This is a genomic window from Leclercia tamurae (assembly GCF_025566055.1).
GTDB lineage: Bacteria > Pseudomonadota > Gammaproteobacteria > Enterobacterales > Enterobacteriaceae > Enterobacter > Enterobacter tamurae.
Genome location: NZ_JAMHKS010000075.1, coordinates 68,135 through 90,601, shown reverse-complemented (window position 1 = coordinate 90,601; position 22,467 = coordinate 68,135). Strand labels below are relative to the sequence as shown.

The following is a 22,467-nucleotide window of genomic DNA, read 5'->3' as shown; positions in this document are numbered from 1 at the left end:
CGCGATATTACGTCCGGGCGTCAGGCACCACCGCCAGCATCACCAGCGATAGCGCGGAGAACGCCAGCAGCGCCCCTACCGCGCCGATAAATCCATACAGCTGACCGAAAAGCACCGAGCCGATAATCTGGCCGACCGCCAGCATCAGGAAGGCAATGCTAACCCCTGCCGCTGGCGAAGGCTCCGTTACCCGTGCCCCCTGCACCAGCAGCACCCCCGATAAAATCACATATCCCGCCCCGCTCATCGCCACTACCGGCACCAGCCACCAGGCAAAACCGTTGCTCAGGGCCAGGGCAATCAGCGACACCGCCATAAAGATCTGCGATCCACGATAGACCCCGCGCATGCCGATGCGCTTCGCCAGGCTACCGGTGAACACCGCGGCCACCCCTGCCCCGCCGCTCACCAGCCACAGGACGTTGGTGCTGGCGTCACTCAGCCCCGTATGACGCTGTAAAAGCTCGGGGCCAAAGCTCCACCAGGCGGCGCTGGCGATGCCGCTGACCAGCGCAACAGTAGACAGCCGAATCATCCCCGGTTGATGAATGAGGCTACGCCAGCCCGGCGCCACTTCGCCCGCGCTTCCCGTGCGGGGCAGATAGCGCCAGACGGGGATAAGCGAGGCTAACGCCAGCAGGGCAAAGATCGCGCAGGCGACCCGCCAGCCTCCCGGCACAAAAAACAGCACCGGTACAGACAGGATGATCCCCCCGCTGGTCCCGGCATTAATGACGGTGTTCACCTCTGTTTGCCGCTCGGGGTTAACCCCGACGCTCACGGCCCCGGCAAGGGCGGGAGACGCCAGCCCAGAGCTCAGGCCGGCAATAAACAAGCCCGCGGCCAGCACCGGCGGCGAAGGGGCGAAGGCCAGAATCAGCAGCCCGGCCGCCGCTGTTAAAGCCGCCAGAACGGCCGGGAAGCGTGGCCCGAAGCGCTGCGTCAGAAGCGAGGCGAAAAATACCGACAGGCAATAGGCCCCGTAGCTACAGGCGGCAATCAGGCCCGCAGCCTGGGTGGAGAAAGGGACAGCCTGCCGGATATCCGGCAGCATGATGCCCCATGAAAAGCGCGCCATCCCATAGGTGACGGCGATTAAGGCAAATCCGGTGATTGCCAGAGCCAGGTTTTTCTTCATGCCGTTCCTCGTATCAGGTCGTTAAAAACCTAAACCCTGCGCGGCGGTTGCGCCACTTTTTCACCCCGCGATTTGTCCGACTTGCCTGCCGTTTCGCCGCTATGGCATACACTTAAGCTGTTGCTTTTTTCGGCATTGCCATAACAGGAGAGACGCATGACCCGAACCTTTAGCGTGATCCCGCCCTATATCCTTCGCCGTATTATTGAGAGCGGCTCTGAGCCGCAGCAGCGCTGCGCCCGCCAGACCCTGACCCATGTCCAGACGCTGATGGCCCACATGCCGGGGAAACCCGCCGCGCCGCACGTGAATAAAGCCGGACAGCTGGAGCGGGACATTTACGACGCCAGGCAGACTCAGGAGCTGCCGGGCACCCAGGTACGCTATGAGGGGCAGCGCTCTAACGGCGACGTGGCGGTGGACGAAGCCTACGATTATCTGGGCATCACCCATGATTTTTTCTGGAAAAACTATCAGCGCGATTCCCTCGATAACAAAGGGCTGATCCTCACCGGTACCGTCCATTATGGCCGGGAGTATCAGAACGCCTTCTGGAACGGGCAGCAGATGGTATTTGGCGATGGGGATGGCGAGATTTTTAACCGCTTTACTATCGCCATAGACATAGTTGCCCACGAGCTGAGCCACGGCGTCACTGAGACGGAAGCCGGGCTTATCTACTTTGAACAGTCTGGTGCGCTGAACGAGTCGTTATCAGACGTTTTCGGCGCGCTGGTGAAGCAGTATCACCTTAAGCAAACCACCAATGAGGCAGACTGGCTGATTGGCGAAGGCCTGCTGGCCGAGGGGATTAATGGCAAAGGGCTGCGATCGATGTCAGAACCTGGAACCGCCTATGACGATCCCCTGCTCGGTAAAGATCCGCAGCCCGCGCATATGAAAGACTTTATCAAAACGCGCGAAGATAACGGCGGCGTGCATCTTAATTCGGGCATTCCTAATCGCGCGTTTTATCTTGCCGCGACGGCCATTGGCGGCTATGCCTGGGAGAAAGCCGGTTATGCCTGGTATGACACGGTTTGCGATCGACAGCTGGCGCAAGATGCAGATTTTGACGCCTTTGCGAAATTGACGGTGGCACATGGTGAAAAGCGATCGGGTGGTGACGTCGCCGCAGCCATAGAGCAAGCCTGGAAACAGGTGGGAGTGTTGTAAATGCAGGTTCCGGAACTGACGGATGACGCGGTGGTCGAGCTGGCGCGTGAAGGTGGTGTGGCCTATATTCCTCATCTCAGCGGGTTGCGGCGAATCGCGCTCTCGACGCTTAACAGCGCGCAGCGCCAGCGCGTGGTGAACATACTGGAGCAGGCTATTCCACGGGGAGAGCCGCCCGGCCAGCGGTCGTCACCGGGCGGCGGCGACCAGCGCTATTTTCGTATCCAGATCATCTGGACCCGGCACAATCAGGCGCAATACACCGACATCATTGTGCTGGTTCCCGAGCAGGAAGCGCCAGAGTCGCTGGTCGAGCTCTGGCAGAAAGGCGAAGGCTGCGTCTGCGATTAAGCGTCAGCCCTGACGAACGCCACGCGCTTTTTCGACATCAGACCGTGGCCGTTCTGGCAGAAATAATCCACCGCACCACAGGCTTTTAACACCTGGAGTGGCTGATGACACTCCGGGCAGCGCGCTTCCAGGGCGATATCTTTGTTGCAATTCTCGCAGTGCGCCACGCCGTTTTGCGGCTCCAGCTCTGCATGACAATCCGGGCAGGTAATCGACATGATGACTCCTTTGAAGGACATTCAGCTCTGCACTGATGGTAACACGATGCGTTCAGTGGGGGCCACGCAGCTGCTGCTGTAATGTCAGCAGCAGCTCCACCTCTTCCAGTCTGCGCTGCGTCGTGCGGCTTACCTCGTCCGGATCACGCTCAAACAGACTGTGCTCCCCCAGAATATGCTCCGCCAGACAACGCTCATAGATCGTGCCACCAAAACGCCACGACTGAGCCTTGTCGCCATCCATTAGCTCAAGCACATCTTCCGCCCCGCGCCGATCGTGGCTAATCACGCGTCCATCCCGCAGATGCAGTCGCAGCCCTTTTTGTACTCCGGACGGTCCGGCATATTTGTTGAGCCAGATCTCCACCGTCACGCCGCTGACTTGCCCCTGAAGATGCGCCTCGCCTTCCGCGGTGGTCAGATCGCCTCTGGCGATATCGCGTCCCAGCCGATCTCTGGCGGTGACCACATGCAGGGCAATATCGCCGTCTCCGCCGAGGTAACGCACCGTCTCCCGTATCATCGCCAGCACGTGCGTACCAATATCGAGGATCACCCCGTCAGGATGACGCAGCGTGCGGGTGTCCGGTTCGCCGGTGGCAAAGTTGAGCGCAATGGGCTCCCCTGCCGCGTTAAACCCGCTCGGCTCCTGTAAAAAACCGTCAATTTTGGCGATATCCGCAAAGTCCCTGACCAACCCCAGCTGCACCAGGTTAATACGCGCCATCCAGTGATCGAGGGCCAGCACGCGGGAGGCCACCTCTGGTCTCGCCAGAAGCGTTTTCAGTCTGTCGATTTGAGCAAGGGTGGCGACAATCGGCTTTTCGACCACAATACGCGGGATGGAGGACGCCAGGGCCTGCTCAAGCACCTCAAGGTGCTGCAGCGATGCGGTGGTGATAAACAGCGTATCGAGGGGCCAGGCAAGCAGGTCGGCGAGGGTTAGACTGCGCGTGATGCCATCAAGGGTTCTGGCGGTCTGAATATCAAACCCCAGACAGCGGAGGGAGGCGCCAAAGGTGTTTTGTAGTGCGGGTAAGTAGGCGGTTTCAACCACCGCGCCAAGTCCAACAAACCCTATCTGCATGTATCACCTCTGTTTTGGCAAGGCCGGAGCGTAACGCACGCCCCGGCCAGGTCGGGCGGATATCAGGCGTTAGTTACCGGTTTCGGCTCAGTTTTAGTTTGCGTATTTTCCAGCATACGACGCACCGGAACAATGAGCACCATCAGGACAGCGGCACAAATCAGCAGTGCGATGGAGCAGCGCGCGAAGAGATCCGGCAGCATATCCAGCTGATCGGCCTTCACATGACCGCCAATCAGGCCCGCCGCCAGATTGCCCAGGGCACTGGCACAGAACCACAGGCCCATCATCTGACCGCGCATTCTCTCCGGGGCCAGCAGGGTCATGGTCGCCAGACCAATCGGGCTCAGGCACAGTTCACCGAGGGTCAGCATCAGGATACTGCCCACCAGCCAGAACGGCGATACACCCGCCCCACCGTTACTGAGAACGTTCTGCGCCGCCAGCATCATCAGGCCAAATCCCCCGGCCGCACACAGAATACCGATCACGAACTTGGTGATGCTGCTCGGGCGAATGTTGTTGCTCGCCAGCTTCGGCCAGGCCCAGCTAAAGACCGGCGCCAGCAGGATAATAAACAGGGCGTTAATCGACTGGAACCACACCGCCGGGATTTCAAAATCACCGATCATGCGGTTGGTGTAGTCGTTGGCAAACAGGTTAAACGAGGTCGGCTTTTGTTCAAATGCAGACCAGAAGAAGGCCGCCGACACCAGCAGGATAAAGCAGACCAGCAGCCTGGCGCGCTCTTTACGGTTCAGACCGGCAAACATGAACAGCCAGATAAAGTAGAGCGCCACCGAGGCGGCAATGACATAAACCAGCACGCTGGCCACGGCAACCGGGTTAATGACAATCACACCCTGGGCAATCAGGGTCACGATAATCGCGATACCCGCCGCCAGGGCCAGTAACCAGCCGCCAACGCCTTTTTTCTTCGCCACCGGGCTGTTCCAGGTGGAATCCAGCCCCACTTCGCTGTCGTAGCGCTTCATTGACGGCACGGCAAACAGGCGGAAGATAACCAGCGCCACCAGCATCCCGATGCCACCGATACCAAAGCCCCAGTGCCAGCCGTGGGATTTAATCAGCCAGCCGGAGATCAGCGGCGCGATAAAGGACCCCATGTTGATGCCCATGTAGAAGAGCGAGAAGCCGCCGTCACGACGCGCATCGCCTTTCTTATACAGCGTGCCCACCATCACCGAGATACAGGTTTTGAACAGGCCCGAGCCGAGGACGATAAACATCAGGCCGATAAAGAACAGGTTGTTGCCCATCACCGCGGACAGCGCAATCGACAGGTGGCCGAGGGCAATCAGAATTGAGCCGTACCAGACCGCTTTCTGCTGGCCGAGCCAGTTATCCGCCAGCCAGCCGCCCGGCAGCGCGGCCAGATACATGGTCCCGGCGAAGATGCCGACGATAGCGGAGGCATTTTCACGCGCCAGCCCCATGCCGCCGTCATAGACAGTGGCCGCCATAAACAGGATCAGCAGCGGACGAATACCGTAAAACGAGAAGCGCTCCCACATCTCCGTGAAGAACAGCGCGCCGAGCGGATAAGGATGGCCGAAGAAAGTTCGGCTTTCGTTTTTATTAACAGAGGATTGCATAATTCTCCTGAGATGACGTGTCGTGTTGCTTGTTAACACCGGAAGTCAGCCGCCCGGTTAGCGATTGGGTGGCTTTTTTACATCCGGCGAAATGTTATTTAACCATTTGATAACCTAAGGCAACTTTTGTCCAGCCCCTGAAGCACCCTCAAAAGACGAAAGTTCGACAATCGTCTTATTTCTTAGATTTTATGTTGGATAAACATGAATAGTGATTGACATCACATCAATAATTATTCGTTCCTTTCAGGCATAAAAAAACCCGCGACGGGCGCGGGTTTTTCAGCAGAACAGCAAAGATTATTTGCTTTTCTTGATGTGTTTAATCAAACGCTTACGCTTACGCATCTGGTTCGGCGTCAGGGTGTTACGTTTGTTAGCAAACGGGTTATCCCCTTCCTTGAACTGGATACGGATCGGTGTGCCCATCACTTCCAGCGATTTACGGAAGTAGTTCATCAGATAGCGTTTGTAAGAATCTGGCAGATCCTTCACCTGGTTACCGTGGATCACCACGATAGGCGGGTTATAACCGCCGGCGTGGGCATATTTCAGCTTCACGCGACGACCGCGCACCAGCGGTGGCTGATGGTCTTCTGCCGCCATGGTCATGATACGGGTCAACATCGCGGTACCGACACGACGCGTTGAACAGTCGTAGGCTTCGCGTACGGACTCAAACAGGTTACCCACGCCGCTGCCGTGGAGGGCTGAGATGAAGTGAACGCGGGCAAAGTCGATAAAGCCCAGACGGAAGTCCAGCATCTCTTTGACCTGCTCACGCACTTCGTTGCTCAGGCCGTCCCACTTGTTGACGACAATAACCAGTGAGCGCCCACTATTGAGGATAAAGCCGAGCAGGGAGAGATCCTGATCGGAGATGCCTTCACGGGCATCGATAACCAGCATCACCACGTTGGCGTCTTCAATCGCCTGCAGGGTTTTGATTACCGAGAATTTCTCAACTACATCGGTAATTTTACCGCGCTTACGCACGCCCGCGGTGTCGATCAGAACGTATTCACGTTCGTCACGCTGCATCGGGATGTAGATGCTGTCGCGGGTGGTGCCCGGCATGTCGTATACCACCACGCGGTCTTCACCGAGAATACGGTTAGTAAGCGTTGACTTACCGACGTTTGGACGACCGACGATGGCCAGCTTGATCGGCAGATCCTGCGGGTTGAAGTCGTCTTCCGGCTCCTCTTCACCCTCTTCGCCTTCTTCGAACTGCGCCCAGTATTCGGCGTCTTCGTCGACCTCTTCCGGCGGGTTGATCTCGTCAACGTACGGCAGCAGCGCGGTTTCCAGCAGGCTGGTTACGCCACGACCGTGAGAGGCGGCGATCGGGTAGATATCGCCCAGGCCTAATGACCAGAAATCGGCCATCGCCTGATCGGGATCGATACCGTCCGTTTTGTTCGCCACCAGGAAGGTGGATTTTTCACGTGAGCGCAGGTGCTTGGCGATGGCAACGTCGGCAGGCATCAGGCCCGCGCGTGCATCCACCATAAACAGCACAATATCCGCTTCTTCAATCGCCAGCAGGGATTGTTCCGCCATGCGGGTTTCAACGCCGTCTTCTGTACCGTCGATACCACCGGTATCGATACAGATAAATTCACGACCTTCCACTTCTGCACGACCGTACTTACGGTCACGCGTGAGCCCCGGGAAATCCGCAACCAGCGCATCACGGGTGCGTGTTAAACGGTTAAAAAGAGTGGATTTTCCAACGTTCGGGCGCCCGACAAGCGCGACCACAGGTACCATGATTAAAGCCTCATAAAATTCAATATCACGTCGCGTTTGCGGCGTTTTTTAAAAAATCAAAACGGCCCCTGAAGCAACAGGAGCCGTTGAGTATACTACAACCGCGGTGATTAACGCGTGATCGCGTACAGCGTACCGTCTTTTGCCTGGATCAGCAGTTTGCCGTCAGCCGCTACCGGGTCGGTCAGGAAACCGGAGCCGTCGACTTTATCCTGGGCGACAAAACGACCGTTGCTCGGGTCAATCCAGTGCATGTAGCCTTCGCTATCACCTACCACCAGGCTGCCGTTATACAGCACCGGTGCGGTCAGCAGACGGTGCAGCAGATCGCTTTGCGTCCACAGCGTCACGCCGCCATCGGTGTTCAGCGCCAGCAGGCGATCGTTCTGATCGACCAGATAGATGCGGTTGCCATCTACCACGAAATCGTTCACCGAGCCCAGCTCGCGTTTCCACATCACCTGGCCGCTACGCAGATCCATCGCAGTCAGGTTGCCGTTATAAGCCAGAGCATAGACAACGCCATTGACGATAACCGGGGTGGTATCCACATCGCTTAGACGGTCGATTTCGGTCGGACCGGTTGCCTGAGAGATACGCTGCTGCCAGATCAGCTGGCCCTGCTGCATCAATACGGCGTTAACGCGACCGTTATCGCTGCCAACAATGGCCGCACCAAACGCAGTAGCTGGCGCAGACTCACCGCGCAGGGAGAGCGCCGGCATATCCAGGTTAACGGTCCACTTCACCGCACCGTCAGTTTCATTCAGCGCCTGCAGCTGACCGTTGGCGGTATGCACCAGCACCATGCCGTCGCTGACGACCGGACGGGAGAGAGCTTCGCCGGCAACGCGGGTTTGCCAGGCAATGGAACCGTCGCTGGCGTTAAGGGCATAGACCTGTGCCTTCTCGCTGCCGATATAGACATGCCCACCGGCTACCGTCACACCACCTGACAGCAGAGCCGGGGTACGTGACAGCCAGCCGCTTTTTTCAGCCAGATTAATCGACCACACCTCTTTGCCGTCATCGGCGTTTACGGCTTTTACCGTGCCTTTGCGGTCAGCCGCATAGACCACGCCGTCCGCAGAAGCCGGATGCAGGTTGGAGTAGAAGTCGCCAATACCGTCACCAACGGAGGTGCTCCAGGCAGTAGACGGCGCAAACTGGTTTTCAACCGTCGGCAGTGGAGACATGGTGACAACATCTTCTTCGCCGCTGAACAGTGAACAGCCGCTCAATAACGTAACGGAAAGCAGTCCTGGCAGAAGTAATTTACGCAATTGCATCGGGTCCCTCTCAGACGGACAAATTATTTATTTTCATCTGCATCATTTCGCTCAGCGCGGGTGAGGCGTTGCTTTTAACACCCGCCTCCCATGCGCTGCGCGCGCCTTGTTTGTCACCCTTGCTCAGCAGTGCTTCGCCACGCAGGTCGGCAACGATTGAGGCAAAGCCTTCACCTTTGACAGAGTCCAGAGTTTTCAACGCGTCGTCTGGTTTCTTCTGCTGCACCTGAATACGGGCAAGACGCAGATTGATGAGCGCTTTCAGGTTGTCGTTGCCTGCGGCTGCCAGACCCTGCTGCAGCTGGGCTGCTGCTTTATCCAGCTCGCCTTTATCAACGAACTGCTGAGCCACTTCCAGCGACGTCAGGGCACCATAGGTGTTTTTGTTGTCTGCGGCAAATTTCTCTGCCGCCGCCAGGGTTTGGGGCTGATCGGCCTGAATGGCGCTCACGGTATTTTCATACTGTAAGGAGGAGCCACGCGCAGAATCGACCTGATGACTGTTCCAGTAACGCCAGCCCATCAGGGCGCCAACACCTAAAATGACCCCAACAGCCAGCGCTTTGCCATTTTCAGCAAAGAAGCGTTTAATCGCATCAACCTGGTCGTTTTCGTTCTCGTACATTTCCACGCAGTCCTTCTCCTTAGCCCAGTAGAGTGCGCAAGTGCGCCGCAACGCCGTCCTGCGTTACCGTTGTTTGCTCACCAGAGCGCAGATCCTTCACTACCACTTCGCCGTTAGCCACTTCTGACTCGCCAAGCACCAGTGCGATACGCGCGCCCCACTTATCGGCACGGGCGAACTGTTTCTTAAAGTTGCCGCCGCCGTGGTTGGTCATCAGCTTAGCCGCTGGCAGCGCATCGCGCATACGTTCGGCAAGCTGCATTGCCGCAGACTGCGTTTCCGCGCCTGAGGCCACCAGGTATATATCGACAACAGGATCGGCTTTAAATTCCGGATTAACTGCCTGAACTAACAAAACAAGTCGCTCGAGGCCCATAGCGAAACCGACTGCCGGTGCCGCGCGGCCGCCTAACTGCTCTACCAGGCCGTCATAACGACCACCCGCGCAGACTGTTCCCTGTGAACCGAGGCTGGTGGTGACCCACTCAAACACGGTGCGGTTGTAGTAGTCCAGACCACGTACCAGGCGCTGATTGACGGTATAAGCAATACCCGCAGCTTCCAGCAGTTTGCACAGACCGGCAAAGTGCTCGCGTGAATCTTCATCCAGATAATCGCCCAGGGAAGGCGCATCGTTCAGCAGGGCCTGCACGTCCGGGTTCTTGGAATCCAGCACGCGCAGCGGGTTGCTGTACATACGACGCTTGCAGTCTTCGTCCAGCTTCTCTTTATGCTGCTCGAGGAAGGCCACCAGCGCATCGCGGTAGTTTGCACGCGCTTCAAGAGAACCAATGGAGTTCAGCTCCAGGGAGACGTGGTCAGCGATACCCAGCGCGCGCCACCAGCGGGCAGTCAACATAATCAGCTCTGCGTCGATATCCGGGCCTTGCAGACCGAAGGCTTCGACACCCAGCTGGTTAAACTGGCGATAGCGGCCTTTCTGTGGGCGTTCGTGACGGAACATTGGGCCGATATACCACAGGCGCTGCTCCTGATTGTACAGGAGACCATGCTCGATGCCGGCGCGTACACATCCCGCCGTACCTTCCGGACGTAAGGTCAGGCTGTCGCCGTTACGATCCTCAAAGGTGTACATCTCTTTTTCAACCACGTCGGTGACTTCACCAATAGCGCGTTTGAATAACGGGGTCTGCTCTACAATCGGCAAACGGATTTCGCTGTAACCGTAGCTGCCGAGCACCTGCTTGAGGGTGCCTTCAATGCGCTGCCAGATGGCGGTCTCGGCAGGCAGATAATCGTTCATGCCGCGAATGGCTTGAATGTTCTTTGCCACGTTTGTTCTCTTTCTATAGACAAAAATGAACCCTGGGGTTCATAACCGAAGGGTTCAATCATACACAGGAAGCGAACCGCTTCCCATCACGTTATTTTTCTACATGTAGCACGCTGATGCGCTGCGCTTCATCCAGCATGGTGGCTTTGGCGCGAATGCGGGCTTCAAGCTGATCGATCATATCGTTATTATCCAGACGATCTTTGCGGACGCCATCTTCATAGAGACCACTTTTCTTGTTGCCACCCGTGACGCCCAACGTCGACACCAGGGCCTCACCCGGACCGTTCACCACACAGCCGATAATCGAAACGTCCATCGGGGTGATGATGTCTTCCAGACGCTGCTCCAGCGCATTCACCGTACCGATGACGTCGAACTCCTGACGTGAACAGGTCGGGCAGGCGATAAAGTTGATGCCACGGGAGCGAATACGCAGCGATTTCAGGATATCGAAACCGACTTTGATCTCTTCCACCGGATCGGCGGCTAGCGAGACACGCAGGGTGTCGCCAATGCCTTCATTCAGCAGCAGACCGAGGCCAATCGCTGATTTCACCGCACCGCTGCGCGCGCCGCCTGCTTCGGTGATCCCGAGGTGCAAAGGCTGATCGATCTGCTTCGCCAGCAGACGATAGGATTCAACGGCAAGGAAAACGTCCGAGGCTTTAACGCTGACTTTGAACTGGTCGAAGTTCAGACGATCGAGATGATCCACATGACGCATGGCCGATTCGAGCAGCGCCTGCGGAGTCGGTTCGCCATACTTTTCCTGCAGATCTTTTTCCAGCGAACCGGCGTTCACGCCGATACGGATGGGGATGTTTTTGTCGCGGGCGCAATCGACCACCGCGCGGATACGCTCTTCGCTGCCGATGTTGCCAGGGTTGATACGCAGGCAATCAACGCCGTATTCCGCGACTTTCAGCGCGATACGGTAATCGAAGTGAATATCGGCAACCAGCGGAACGGAGACCTGCTGTTTGATGAGTTTGAACGCTTCTGCCGCATCCATTGTCGGCACGGAAACGCGGACAATGTCTGCGCCTACACGTTCTAACGCTTTGATCTGATTGACCGTCGCTGCCACGTCAGTGGTGCGAGTGTTGGTCATCGACTGAACGGCGATGGGAGCACCATCGCCAATTGGCACATTCCCGACGTAAATACGTTTCGATTTTCTACGTGGAATAGGAGCCTGGTTATGCATGGAAAATCTCCCGCGTTGCCTGTCTGTTACTTACTGTGCTGCTGATTGTTCGGCATTGAGGGTCAGACGCGCAACCTGGTTAGTTCTGATAAAACGGCTCAGATCGACAGGTTTACCCTGGAACTGGATCTGGACCGCTGCCGGAGCACCAATCTTGAGCTTATACGGCGCCTGGCCTGCCAGATTTAACGTGCCGTCCTTACGCTGCAGACCGCTGAACAGCTTTTTGCCGGTCGCGTCGGTCACTTCCAGCCAGCAGTCGGCGTTGAAGTTCATCACCAGCGCGTTCGGGTCGGCCGGAGCAGCCGTCACACCAGCCGGATCGGCGGGCAGAGGCTGGGCGGTGTTATCCGCAGTGGCAGCGGGTGCGGCCTCAACGTTAGCCTGAGAAGGCGAAACCACGGCGTTGTCAGCAGGCGCTTGCGCGGCCTGTCCGGCAACGGGCGCACTGTTTTGCGCCGTTGTCATAGCTGGGGTTTCACTCGCAGGTACCTGCGGTTCGCTGTTGCTTGCCGCAGTGTCAGTATTCAGGGGGATGCTCTGCGCGCCCTCACCTGCCGAGCCGTTAAGCTCGGCGGAGGATTGGTCGGCCATGGTGGTGATCTCTTCCTGCTGCGCTTTGTGGTTCTGCCACCACCAGGCGCCCGTCAGGCCGATAACCACAAACAGTACCAGCCAGGTAAAGCTCATCAGCCAGCCATCACGCTTTTTACGACGTTTGCCCAGCGAAAAACTCTGCATCGGCGCGACTTTCGCCGCTCTGACCGGTGCCTGTTTTTCCATCATCGGCAGCAGTTCTTCTTCTGGAATATGCACTAGTTTCGCATAAGAGCGGATATAACCACGCAGAAACGTTGAAGCAAGTTCGGCAGGTGCCTTATCTTCTTCAATATCGCGGACCGTGGAAACCTTCAGGCATAAGCGTTCCGCAACGGCTTGCTGGCTTAGTCCGAGTTGTTCACGGGCGTTGCGAAGACGAACGCCAGTGGAAAGTGCTGCATTTTGGTCGTGAGTGGCTTCAGTATTCATTCGCTACAACTACTGGTACGTGAAAATTGAGGATTCTGGCGCCGGTGAGTCACAATGCCACCCGCACCGCGAAACTTCTGGTCAGTTAACCTTAGTAAGACAGCACAACACTGTCAGGTTTTCGTTGACAGAAGCGGCTTGTCAGTAAGGCTAAACTGTTGTTGCGTCGTTACATACTGCCTTAAAGTCATATAAAACGCACCGTAATTATTATCAATACACCGGTGCAATGACTGTTTATTCGCATCTTACGCTGCCACGGCGCAGATAATGCGCCGTGACTGCATAATAATTACACGGCCTTGATGTCGATCGCTTCGCCCTGCATACGTTTACGCAGCGTACGCTTGGTGCGGTCGATAACTTCACCGGCCAGCTGACCACAGGCGGCATCAATATCATCGCCGCGGGTTTTACGCACGATAGTGGTAAAACCATACTCCATCAGCACTTTGGAGAAACGGTCGATACGGCTGTTCGAGCTACGGCCATACGGCGCGCCCGGGAACGGGTTCCATGGGATCAGGTTAATCTTGCACGGCGTATCTTTCAGCAGCGCGGCCAGCTCGTGCGCATGCTCGGTGCCGTCGTTGATGTGATCCAGCATGACGTACTCAATGGTGACGCGCCCCTGGTTAGCGTTGGACTTCGAAATGTAGCCCCGCACCGAGTTCAGGAAGGTCTCGATATTGTACTTCTTGTTGATTGGGACGATCTCATCACGGATGGCATCGTTCGGCGCGTGCAGCGAAATCGCCAGCGCAACGTCAATCATATCGCCGAGCTTATCCAGCGCAGGCACAACACCTGACGTAGAGAGCGTCACGCGACGTTTGGACAGGCCAAAACCGAAGTCATCGAGCATGATTTCCATGGCCGGAACCACGTTAGTCAGGTTCAGCAGCGGCTCGCCCATCCCCATCATCACCACGTTGGTGATCGGACGGGTGCCGGTCACTTTTGCCGCGCCGACGATCTTCGCCGCACGCCAGACCTGGCCGATAATTTCCGACACACGCAGGTTACGGTTAAAGCCCTGCTGCGCCGTGGAGCAGAACTTACACTCCAGCGCACAACCGACCTGGGAAGAGACGCACAGCGTGGCGCGGTCTTCTTCCGGGATATAGACCGTTTCAACGCGCTGATCGCCTACGGCAATCGCCCATTTGATGGTGCCGTCAGCTGAACGCTGCTCTTCCACCACTTCCGGGGCGCGGATTTCCGCGACCTCTTTCAGCTTGTTGCGCAGCACTTTGTTGATGTCAGTCATGTCATCAAAATCGTCGCTGCAATAGTGATACATCCACTTCATGACCTGGTCGGCACGAAACGGCTTCTCGCCCATCTCTTTGAAGAACTCGCGCATCTGTTGACGGTTCAGGTCCAGCAGGTTGATTTTTCCATTTTTATTTGGAACCGCAGGAATGGCGACTTCGGAGGTATTAACTAATTCAGACATAATATATTCCGGCCTCGTTGTTACACGTTATGGCCCGTGGAGGGTTGAAAAGAAACGCCCCGGAAAGCAGTCTGCTCATCCGGGGCGTTGCATTGTACAAAGTCTGGTGCAGGGATGCCACGTTTGCACGCGGCATTTACGAAAATAATGTGTAAACGAAACCGTTAAATTAACGGGTACGTGAGCACACTTCGCCTTCTGCGAAGAAGAAAGCGATTTCGCGTGCAGCAGATTCTACGGAGTCGGAACCGTGGGTGCCGTTCTCGGTGAAGCTGTCAGCGTAATCTGCGCGCAGGGTACCGGCCAGCGCGTTGTCCGGGTTGGTTGCACCCAGCAGATCGCGGTGACGCTGAACGGCATTTTCGCCTTCCAGCACGGAAACCACGATTGGGCCAGAGGTCATGAACTCAACCAGACCGTCGAAGAATGGGCGACCTTCGTGCTCAGCATAGAAACCGCGAGCCTGCTCAACGGTCAGATGCAGCATTTTGGTGCCAACGATTTTGAACCCTGCCGCTTCAAAGCGAGCAAAGATGCTGCCAATAACGTTTTTTGCCACCGCGTTTGGTTTGATGATGGAAAAAGTACGTTCAATAGCCATGATTACCTCTGTGATTTGTTCTGTTGTTTTGCATTCATGCGAAATATATGGCGCGGATTATAATGAGCATTCACGCCATTGCCTATGGATGGATGTAACATTTTTTTAAAATAAGACGAGTTTTAACAACAGATCGGGGCTAAAACCTGTTTTATCTATTGCAACGTAAAATCAACGGTCGCCACCTGCCCCGCCTCATCCATCACCAACAGTTGATACTCTCCGGCATTTTCAAGATGCAACGTATACGCCCGCCCCTGCGCATTCAGCGGTTCGCCATTAAGAAACCACCAGCGGGCACCGTTACTGCCGCTGGCCAGTAGAGGCAATGACACGCGCGCCTCACCCGGCAGGCGCTTAATCACCGCTCCCTGGCGAATACCGGAAAGGATCAGCGGCGCCGGGAAAGCCTGGCCGAGCGGCGGGCAGGTTGCAGATGCAGACGGGATGCGCGCGGCCCGTCGTTCCGCCTGCGGTAGCCAGGGCTCCAGCGGCAGCGGCCAGACGTCAACGCTCTGTTCCTGGGCCTGCGGGCAGTCCGCCGCCACCCGTTTGCCGCTGTTATCCAGCCAGACAGGAAAACGAATCCCGCGGATGCCCTCCTGCTCCGGCAGTAGCAGCGTCGGCGGCTGGCTTCCCTCAAGCAGCCAGGTCGCGAGGCGGCGACGACAATTGCTGTCCCCTTCAGGCAGAGACTGTCCGCCCGGCCAGCAGATCACGCCCCGGCTCACCGAGGCAGGACGCGGGTCGCGCGGCAGGCGCGCCTCATCCAGCGCCGAACGCGACTGCAGCAGGTTGTTGACCTGATTTAACACCGGCACCGCGCTGGCAAAACCAAATTGCCCGGCCACCGGCGTACCGTCCGGTCTGCCGGTCCAGATCCCGATCACATAGCGCGCATTCAGCCCTATCGCCCAGGCATCGCGATAGCCATAGCTGGTACCGGTTTTGATCGCCAGGGGGACCACCTGCGCAAGGGCGCTGTCCGGCAGCGGCTGCGCCTCGTTGGCCAGAATGCGGCGGACGATCCACGCCGCCCCGGGCGAGAGCAGTGGCCGCTCGAGCAGGGGGTCGTCCGGCTGCAGGCGCAGCTTCCCTGCCCGACCCTGACGGGCAAAAGCGCTGTAGGCCGCAGCGATATCTTCCAGACGCGCCCCGGCACCGCCGAGGATCAGGGAGAGGTTCGGCTGAGCGCCTGCGGGCAGCAACAGCGGCAGTCCGGCGTTACGCAGCATCCCGGCAAACTTTTTCGGGCCGTAAGCTTCCAGCACCTGTACGGCGGGCAGATTGAGGGATCGCACCAGCGCCTCGCTCATGCTGATTGGGCCATGGAAACCGCTGTCAAAGTTACCCGGACGGTAATCGCCGGTGCGGCGCGGGACATCCTGCAGCAGCGAGGCCGGGTGGATCAGCCCGTCATCCATCGCCAGGCCATAGACAAAGGGCTTGAGCACCGATCCCGGAGATCGGATCGCTGAGATCATATCCACATGGCTGAAACGGCTGTCGTCGTTGATGTCGACCGATCCGACCCAGCCGCGCACCTTCATATCGGTATGATCGACCACGATCATCGCCAGTGAACTGCGGGGCGGCAGACGTGATTTCCAGTTCAGCGCCAGCTCCTCCAGCTGACGCTGGAGTGTGGCATCGAGGGTGGTCACCACTTTGCTGTCACGGCTTTTGCTGAGCATCATGCGAGAGAACAGCGGTGCCAGCTGCGGCATCTTCCGGGGGGCCAGCCATACCGGCTCCTCCTGCGATTCGTTCACCTGGCTAGCGGGCCAGACGCCCTGAGAGGCCATACGCCTGAGCACTTTATTGCGTGCCGCCTTGGCACGCTCCGGCCAGCGGTCCGGACGCAAACGGCTCGGGGCCTGCGGCAGGACGGCCAGCAGCGCAGCTTCGGAGTAGCTCAGCTGCGCAGGGGCTTTCCCCAGGTAAGCCCAGCTGGCGGCCCCCACCCCCTGCAGCGTGCCGCCAAAGGGGGCCCGGTTCAGATAGAGGGTCAGGATCTCACGTTTGGAGAGGTGCCATTCCAGCTGGAGCGCGCGCCAGAGCTGACGCGCTTTGCCGCCAAAGGTACGGGGATGGGGATCCAGCAGGCGGGCAACCTGCATGGTCAGCGTACTCCCGCCCGAGACCACCTTCCCGGCAGTAAGATCCTGCCAGGCGGCGCGCAGCACCGAGAACGGATTTACGCCGGGATGATCCCAGAACCAGCGATCTTCATACTGGATCAGGGCTTCGAGATAGCGGGGGGAAACCTCTTCAATGGTGACCGGATAGCGCCAGATCCCGTCGCGATCGGCAAATCGCCACAGCGGCGTACCCTTCTCATCCACTACCACCCGGGCAGGATTGACCTCGTGTAGCGGGAGTGGCCACAGGCGATCGGCGGCAATAACGCCGCCCCACAGCAGAAGTATCGCCCCCACCAGCCACAGCCAGTGGGAGCGTATCACGTAGCGAAACCGCACGTTATGGAACGACGATCAGCGGGCCGCTGGCCGCACCCGTTGCCCGCCACTGCGGCACGTACATCGATTCCACCAGCGGCACGGGCACCGTATAGGTTCCCGGCGTAACCGCGCGCGCCAGATAGACCAGCGTCACCGGCTGGTATTCATTGACCGGCACGGCAGCGACAAAGCGATCGTCGCGGAACTCCATATGCTGAATATCGGCCTGCTGCATCTGGTTAAGCAGGTTCTGTACTTCACTCCCGCTCTCCTGCAGGCTGGCGCTGCTGCTGGCAAGGTTCTGGTTTTCCAGCTCAAGCCCGGCAGGTAACAAATCTACCACCAGCGCATCCGGCACGCTCTGGGTGGCGGTAACGTTCAGCCAGACCAGTACCAGCTCGCCGCTCTTCAGGGACGAGAGGGATTTGCTGCTGCCATCGGTCGCCAGGATCTGACGTTCGATTTTCAGCACGCTGGAAGTGGGCTGCGGCGCGTATTGCGGATAGCCGCTGCTGTCCAGGCGCATCCACAGCGGCGCAGTACCGGTGTTGGTGACCTGCAGAGCAGCCAGCTGATCACCATTGAGGTTTTGCACCTGAGGTTTATCACCCTTGATGCTGCCTTCCGCCAGCGACGTGGTAGCCTGCCACGCTCCGGAGAGCGTCTGCAGGGAACGACCCGCCAGGAACAGGGCATTGCTCTCCTGGGTGGAGAGCCAGCGCTGGCTGAACGCCTGCTGAGAGAGCGCATTCAACAGCGTGTTCTGCGCATCCGGCAGCAGGTTGTACTCTTCCAGCAGGCTGAGCATCATCGCATTATCCCGCAGCGGGCTACCGTAATCGGCCATCCAGCTCTGGGTTTCGCTGCGCGGCGTTTTGATCGCCAGATCCAGCGCCTGCTGACTGCGGGGTGCATCCCCCATCAACTTCAGCGCCAGCCCCAGCTGCATCAGCGGCAGACCCGATTTTGCCTGGGCACGACGCTCCCAGATTTCACGCAGTGCGCCGAGAGGGGCTTTCTGCTGGCGTGCCAGCACCAGCGCGGCATAGGCCTGAATAGCGAACTTGCTGCCCGGGGAGTCGTCGCTGTAACGGACCGCCATCATGCCCGGATCCTGCAGGTAGCGCAGCAGACGGTTGTTAGCATTGTTAACTGCATCCGTCGGAACGCTGTAACCCTGCTCGCCCGCGCGCACCAGGAAATCGGTGACATAGGCAGTGAGCCAGTACTCTTCCGGCCCCTCCTTATCCCACAGGGCAAAACCGCCGTCGTTACGCTGCATCTGCAGCAGGCGGGAGATGCCAATCTCAATAGCCGCCCGGCGCTTCTCGTCGGTGTCGCCCTTAATGCCCAGCGCGTTCAGCTGGGCGGCACTGGTATAGAGCGACGGGAACAGGCCGCTGGTGGTCTGCTCCAGACAGCCATACGGATAGGCCTGCAGCTCACGAATATAGCGGGCCAGATTGAGCGGCGGCTTGCCGCTGAGCAGAAGCTGCCCCTGTAACGTCACAGGAGAGAAATTAGCGAGCTGTTCGGTCGGTACATGCCAGCTTTCGCCTGGCCTGAGCATCGCGCCGGTATTCACCGTCTGGGCCGGGAACGCCGGACGCACGCCGATCTTCCAGCTCTTCTGCTGCGGGGCAAAGGTTTCACCGGGAAGCGTCAGGCCGCTCACCTGGGCGACGATTTCGCCCTCGCCATAACCGTCCAGCGCCCGCACTGGAACAAACAGCGTCGAGCGCTCACCCACCGCCAGCTGTACCGGCTGCGGCTGGGCACCTTCCAGCGCCAGGTTGCCGCCCGCGGTCAGCGCCACGTTCAGGGTCTGCGGTTTATCGGTAAGGTTGGTCAGATCCAGCGCCAGCCTGGCGTTATCGCCGCTGGCAAGGAAGCGCGGAGTGTTCAGCTCGGTGATCACCGGCGCGGCAACGACGACTTTGCTCTCGCTGCTGCCGAAATCGTCATCGGTCCAGGCCTGAGCCATCAGACGCAGCTCACCGTTAAAGTCGCCAATCGGTAACGAAACGGTGCCCTCGCCGTTGGCATCCAGCTCTACCGGCTGCGCCTGCTGGGCAATGATAGTGACATGGTTGACCGGCGGTTTGCCGCCACGCTTGAGTTCATCCCCATCACCGCCAAAACGCAGCGATGCCAGACGCCCCTGGCCTTCAATCACCTGGCCGTAGATGTCGTAGATGTCCGCGCCATAGCGCTTCTGACCAAAGAATGCCTGCCACGGATCGGGAGTAACGTAATCGGTAATGTTGAGTACGCCACTGTCCACCGCCGAGACCAGCACATGGATTTTCTGCGGGGTCGCTCCCTCTTTCACGCTGGCCTTCACCTTGACCGCCAGAGTCTGGTTCGGGCGCATTTTTTGCGGGTTATCCAGCGCAATGCTCAGGCGGCGGTTTTCATCGCCCATCGGCAGGTGCAGCAAGCCCACCGCCCGTTTAGGCGTAGCGGATTTGGATTTATCCCCAGGGCGAACCACCAGCGTGGAGAGATAGAGGTCGTGACGTTTCCAGGCTTTATCTACCGGGATGGTCATATCCAGCCCCTCGGCCGGGACGTTGATCTCTTTCCACCACAGCGGCCCTTCGCTGGATTCGATCATCGCATAGCCTTTCCCTGCCGCCGGGGCAGCGATGTGCAGCTTGATGGTATCCCCGGGCTGATAGGCCGGTTTGTCCAGCTTCATGGTTACGCGATCCGGACGTGCCGCTCCCCCCGAGCCGTCGCTGTTGTCCTGCCAGCTGTAGCCTGCCCAGAAGCGTACACTGCTGACGGTTTCATCCGGGGCTTTCACCTCCAGACGATAGGAGCCCCACTCTACCGGGAAGCTCACTTTTCCGGTCTGGTCGGCGGCCAGATCCAGCGCCTGCTCGCCCTCGATCAGATCTTTTTGATCAAACTGTGACTGCCAGCCGTCGCTCTCCGACCAGTTCCAGGAGTAGTCCCGGCGCTCGCGGATCAGACGCACCTGCAGGCCCGAAACGGCTTTTTTCGCCCCGCTGGCATCGGCGTAAACGATATCAAACCCGGCCTGGCTGTTCTCCTCGACAATCGGCTGATTGACGGTGGTATCGGTGCGGTAGTCATAGACTGCTTTGCTGGCGAACTGCGGGCGGATGCCCGGCAGGGTTGCGGCTGGCCAGACGGCCTGCTCTGCCCGGCGGGTAACCGGACGGCCACCGGACTCCAGCAGGCTGGCCTGCAGAACAACCTGCAGCGGAGAGTGGGTCTCTTTCCACTGGCTGTCGCTACTCACCCGCCCGCGTCCCTGATCGTTGAGGGTCAGCTGCACCTCATCGAGGCTGCGGCTGAGGTTCTCTTCGGCAATATCTCCGAACTGGAAGCCCGGCAGGGCGGCCACGGCTTCCCGCAGCGGACGCAAGAAGAGCTGGCCCTGCAGGCTGTTGCCGTTGGCAGGGGCGCCGTAGAGGTAATACCCGGTGACATCGAACGCGACAGGATCCTGCGGGGATATTGGCGTTTTTTGCCCGGCAATATTGAGCGCCATGCGTTCTGGCATAAAGTCTTCGACGTGGAAATCCCACATCCGCTGCTGGTTGTCGCCGGTGCTGGCACGGACATGCCACATCCCGGTTTGTGCCCCGCTATCAAGCTGATAGTCAAAGCGGTAAAGCCCATTAGCAGGCTGGCTGACCACGGTGCGCGCCACCTGCCCGTCCGGGCGCAGCACCTCCAGTTTCACCGGCTGGTCGGGGAGCGGTTTGCCGTCGCTGTCGCGCAGCAGTCCGTTGAGGATCACCGTTTCGCCCGGGCGGTAGAGATCGCGGGGGCCAAACATAAAGAACTGTTTGCTGAAGCCTGGCGCGCCGGAGATAGCAAACTCCGCCAGATCCAGCGCCGGGAGGGTGAGATCCAGCAGCGTGGTCTGCCCGTCTTTACGGGCGAGGAGCAGCGCGGCCTCTTTGTCGGTCTGCAGGGTCGCGTGGCCGTCGGCGTCGCTGGTGGCCTGCGCCAGGGTCTGCCCTTTATTGTTGAGCAGCTGCACCTCGATAGCCGACTGCGCCGCGCCGTTCTCCAGGCTCTGGGTAAAGATATCCAACCGGTTATGGTAGCGGTGTGCCGACAGGCCAATATCGCTGAGGGTAAAGAGGGTGGCGGCATTGCTGTAGTTGTAATGCCCGGCCTGATTCATCACCGCGATATAGACGCCCGCCTGCTGCAGCGGCTTGATATCCGCCAGCGGCAGGAGCAGTTTTTCACGGGTATTGCGGGCCGGATTAAGGTCAAAACGGCCGGTGTAGACCAGCTCCGCCATCTTCAGCAGATTGTCGGATTCCCAGTTGGTAAGCGAGCTGCGGTACTCCCACTGGCTGACAAAGGCAGCCAGTGACTCGGGTTTGACCCGGTAGAAATTGACATCGACGTTATTGACGTTCAGCGCCATCACCGGCAGCCCTTCCACCACCTTACCCGGCAGCAGCGAGCCGCGGCTGGCAAAACCCACGCTCGGCGCAATATCGCGGGTTGTAATGGCTTTTTCGACGTCGCTGCCAAAGGTGCTTTTATTCAGCGCCAGCAGATCGCGTTCGACGGTGACCACCAGGTTGCGGTTCGGCTCCAGATGACGCAGGCGCAGCTCTTTCAGGTTCGGCGCCAGCTCCCAGGCACCGTCGATCTTGCCGCTTTTTTTATCGACCACGTGCACCGTGCGGGCGAAATCCTGCGAAGGATCGAGCGGCACCGAGAAGGTCAGCACCAGGGCGGCGGCACCCTCCAGCTGGATCTCAGACGCATCCAACAGGGACAGCGTTTTGCCCTGGCTTTGTGCTGCCAGCTTCTCCAGCGTGGCGTTGTCCGGTTTTGCTGGCGCAGGCGCAGGCGTTGAAGTGGATGCGGTGGCTGTTGCGGGCGCGGCAGCCTGAGTCTTATCGTCACTCTCATCACAGCCGACAAGCGTGATGGAGGTAAGCAGCGCTAATGACAGCGCGGCAAGGCGAAACGGTTTCATCCTTTATCCCTGGCCTTGCGGGCCTGTTGGTCGTCGTCGGGATAAGTATTATCCGCAAGTTTCATTAATACAAAAGTCCCATTTTGGATTCTGGATAACGCCTCGCAAAATTTCGCGCTCAGATGCTTTCCCGCTGCTACGGGGATCACAGGCTA

Annotated in this window: 16 protein-coding genes; 2 read left to right on the top strand and 14 right to left on the bottom strand. The window is 58.5% G+C overall.

The genetic code is table 11. The features are described 5' to 3' along the window. Positions 1-7: 7 nt before the first annotated feature. On the bottom strand, positions 8-1,138 hold the full coding sequence (locus M8318_RS15025) for an MFS transporter (RefSeq protein ID WP_262663378.1): 1,131 nt from the start codon (positions 1,136-1,138) through the stop codon (positions 8-10). A gap of 156 nt (positions 1,139-1,294) precedes the next feature. Here M8318_RS15025 and M8318_RS15020 point away from each other — a divergent pair, with 156 nt between their 5' ends. Both M8318_RS15020 and M8318_RS15015 read left to right on the top strand, forming a co-directional pair. Continuing rightward, positions 1,295-2,314 carry a M4 family metallopeptidase gene (locus tag M8318_RS15020; protein WP_262663377.1) on the top strand — a complete coding sequence of 340 codons (1,020 nt, stop codon included), beginning with the start codon at positions 1,295-1,297 and terminating at the stop codon, positions 2,312-2,314. Further along, complete coding sequence (locus M8318_RS15015; RefSeq protein ID WP_142486688.1) at positions 2,315-2,665, top strand: protealysin inhibitor emfourin; 351 nt, start codon at positions 2,315-2,317, stop codon at positions 2,663-2,665. It begins immediately after the preceding gene. Here M8318_RS15015 and M8318_RS15010 read toward each other — a convergent pair. The 13 genes from M8318_RS15010 to M8318_RS14950 form a co-directional block, all read right to left on the bottom strand. Next, a complete protein-coding gene (locus tag M8318_RS15010; RefSeq protein WP_262663376.1) occupies positions 2,662-2,883 on the bottom strand; it encodes a zinc ribbon domain-containing protein in 222 nt (73 codons plus the stop codon). The two genes, M8318_RS15015 and M8318_RS15010, sit on opposite strands and share 4 nt — an antisense overlap. A 52-nt stretch (positions 2,884-2,935) precedes the next feature. Beyond that, complete coding sequence (locus M8318_RS15005; protein WP_262663375.1) at positions 2,936-3,970, bottom strand: Gfo/Idh/MocA family oxidoreductase; 1,035 nt, start codon at positions 3,968-3,970, stop codon at positions 2,936-2,938. 62 nt (positions 3,971-4,032) lie between these two features. Next, positions 4,033-5,586 carry a peptide MFS transporter gene (locus M8318_RS15000; RefSeq protein ID WP_262663374.1) on the bottom strand — a complete coding sequence of 518 codons (1,554 nt, stop codon included), beginning with the start codon at positions 5,584-5,586 and terminating at the stop codon, positions 4,033-4,035. 300 nt (positions 5,587-5,886) lie between these two features. Then, on the bottom strand, positions 5,887-7,359 hold the full coding sequence (der, locus tag M8318_RS14995) for a ribosome biogenesis GTPase Der (protein ID WP_166183342.1): 1,473 nt from the start codon (positions 7,357-7,359) through the stop codon (positions 5,887-5,889). Positions 7,360-7,469: 110 nt separating this feature from the next. Beyond that, entirely contained in the window at positions 7,470-8,648 is a 1,179-nt protein-coding gene (gene bamB, locus M8318_RS14990; protein WP_262663373.1) for an outer membrane protein assembly factor BamB, read from the bottom strand. Positions 8,649-8,658: 10 nt separating this feature from the next. Continuing rightward, positions 8,659-9,279 carry a YfgM family protein gene (locus M8318_RS14985; protein ID WP_262663372.1) on the bottom strand — a complete coding sequence of 207 codons (621 nt, stop codon included), beginning with the start codon at positions 9,277-9,279 and terminating at the stop codon, positions 8,659-8,661. A gap of 13 nt (positions 9,280-9,292) precedes the next feature. Continuing rightward, positions 9,293-10,567 (bottom strand): histidine--tRNA ligase, encoded by a 1,275-nt coding sequence (hisS, locus tag M8318_RS14980; protein WP_106994608.1) that lies wholly within the window; start codon positions 10,565-10,567, stop codon positions 9,293-9,295. A 91-nt stretch (positions 10,568-10,658) separates the two neighbouring features. Further along, positions 10,659-11,777 (bottom strand): flavodoxin-dependent (E)-4-hydroxy-3-methylbut-2-enyl-diphosphate synthase, encoded by a 1,119-nt coding sequence (ispG, locus tag M8318_RS14975; protein ID WP_225758291.1) that lies wholly within the window; start codon positions 11,775-11,777, stop codon positions 10,659-10,661. 30 nt (positions 11,778-11,807) lie between these two features. Then, on the bottom strand, positions 11,808-12,806 hold the full coding sequence (gene rodZ / locus M8318_RS14970; protein ID WP_262663371.1) for a cytoskeleton protein RodZ: 999 nt from the start codon (positions 12,804-12,806) through the stop codon (positions 11,808-11,810). A gap of 292 nt (positions 12,807-13,098) precedes the next feature. Next, positions 13,099-14,265, bottom strand: a complete 1,167-nt coding sequence (locus M8318_RS14965; protein ID WP_262663370.1) for a bifunctional tRNA (adenosine(37)-C2)-methyltransferase TrmG/ribosomal RNA large subunit methyltransferase RlmN — start codon at positions 14,263-14,265, stop codon at positions 13,099-13,101. A gap of 169 nt (positions 14,266-14,434) precedes the next feature. After that, a complete protein-coding gene (gene ndk / locus M8318_RS14960; protein ID WP_106994604.1) occupies positions 14,435-14,866 on the bottom strand; it encodes a nucleoside-diphosphate kinase in 432 nt (143 codons plus the stop codon). Between the two features lie 155 nt (positions 14,867-15,021). Next, positions 15,022-17,331 carry a peptidoglycan glycosyltransferase PbpC gene (pbpC, locus tag M8318_RS14955; protein WP_408612277.1) on the bottom strand — a complete coding sequence of 770 codons (2,310 nt, stop codon included), beginning with the start codon at positions 17,329-17,331 and terminating at the stop codon, positions 15,022-15,024. A gap of 16 nt (positions 17,332-17,347) precedes the next feature. Next, positions 17,348-22,312 carry an alpha-2-macroglobulin family protein gene (locus tag M8318_RS14950; protein WP_262663368.1) on the bottom strand — a complete coding sequence of 1,655 codons (4,965 nt, stop codon included), beginning with the start codon at positions 22,310-22,312 and terminating at the stop codon, positions 17,348-17,350. Positions 22,313-22,467 lie beyond the last annotated feature (155 nt).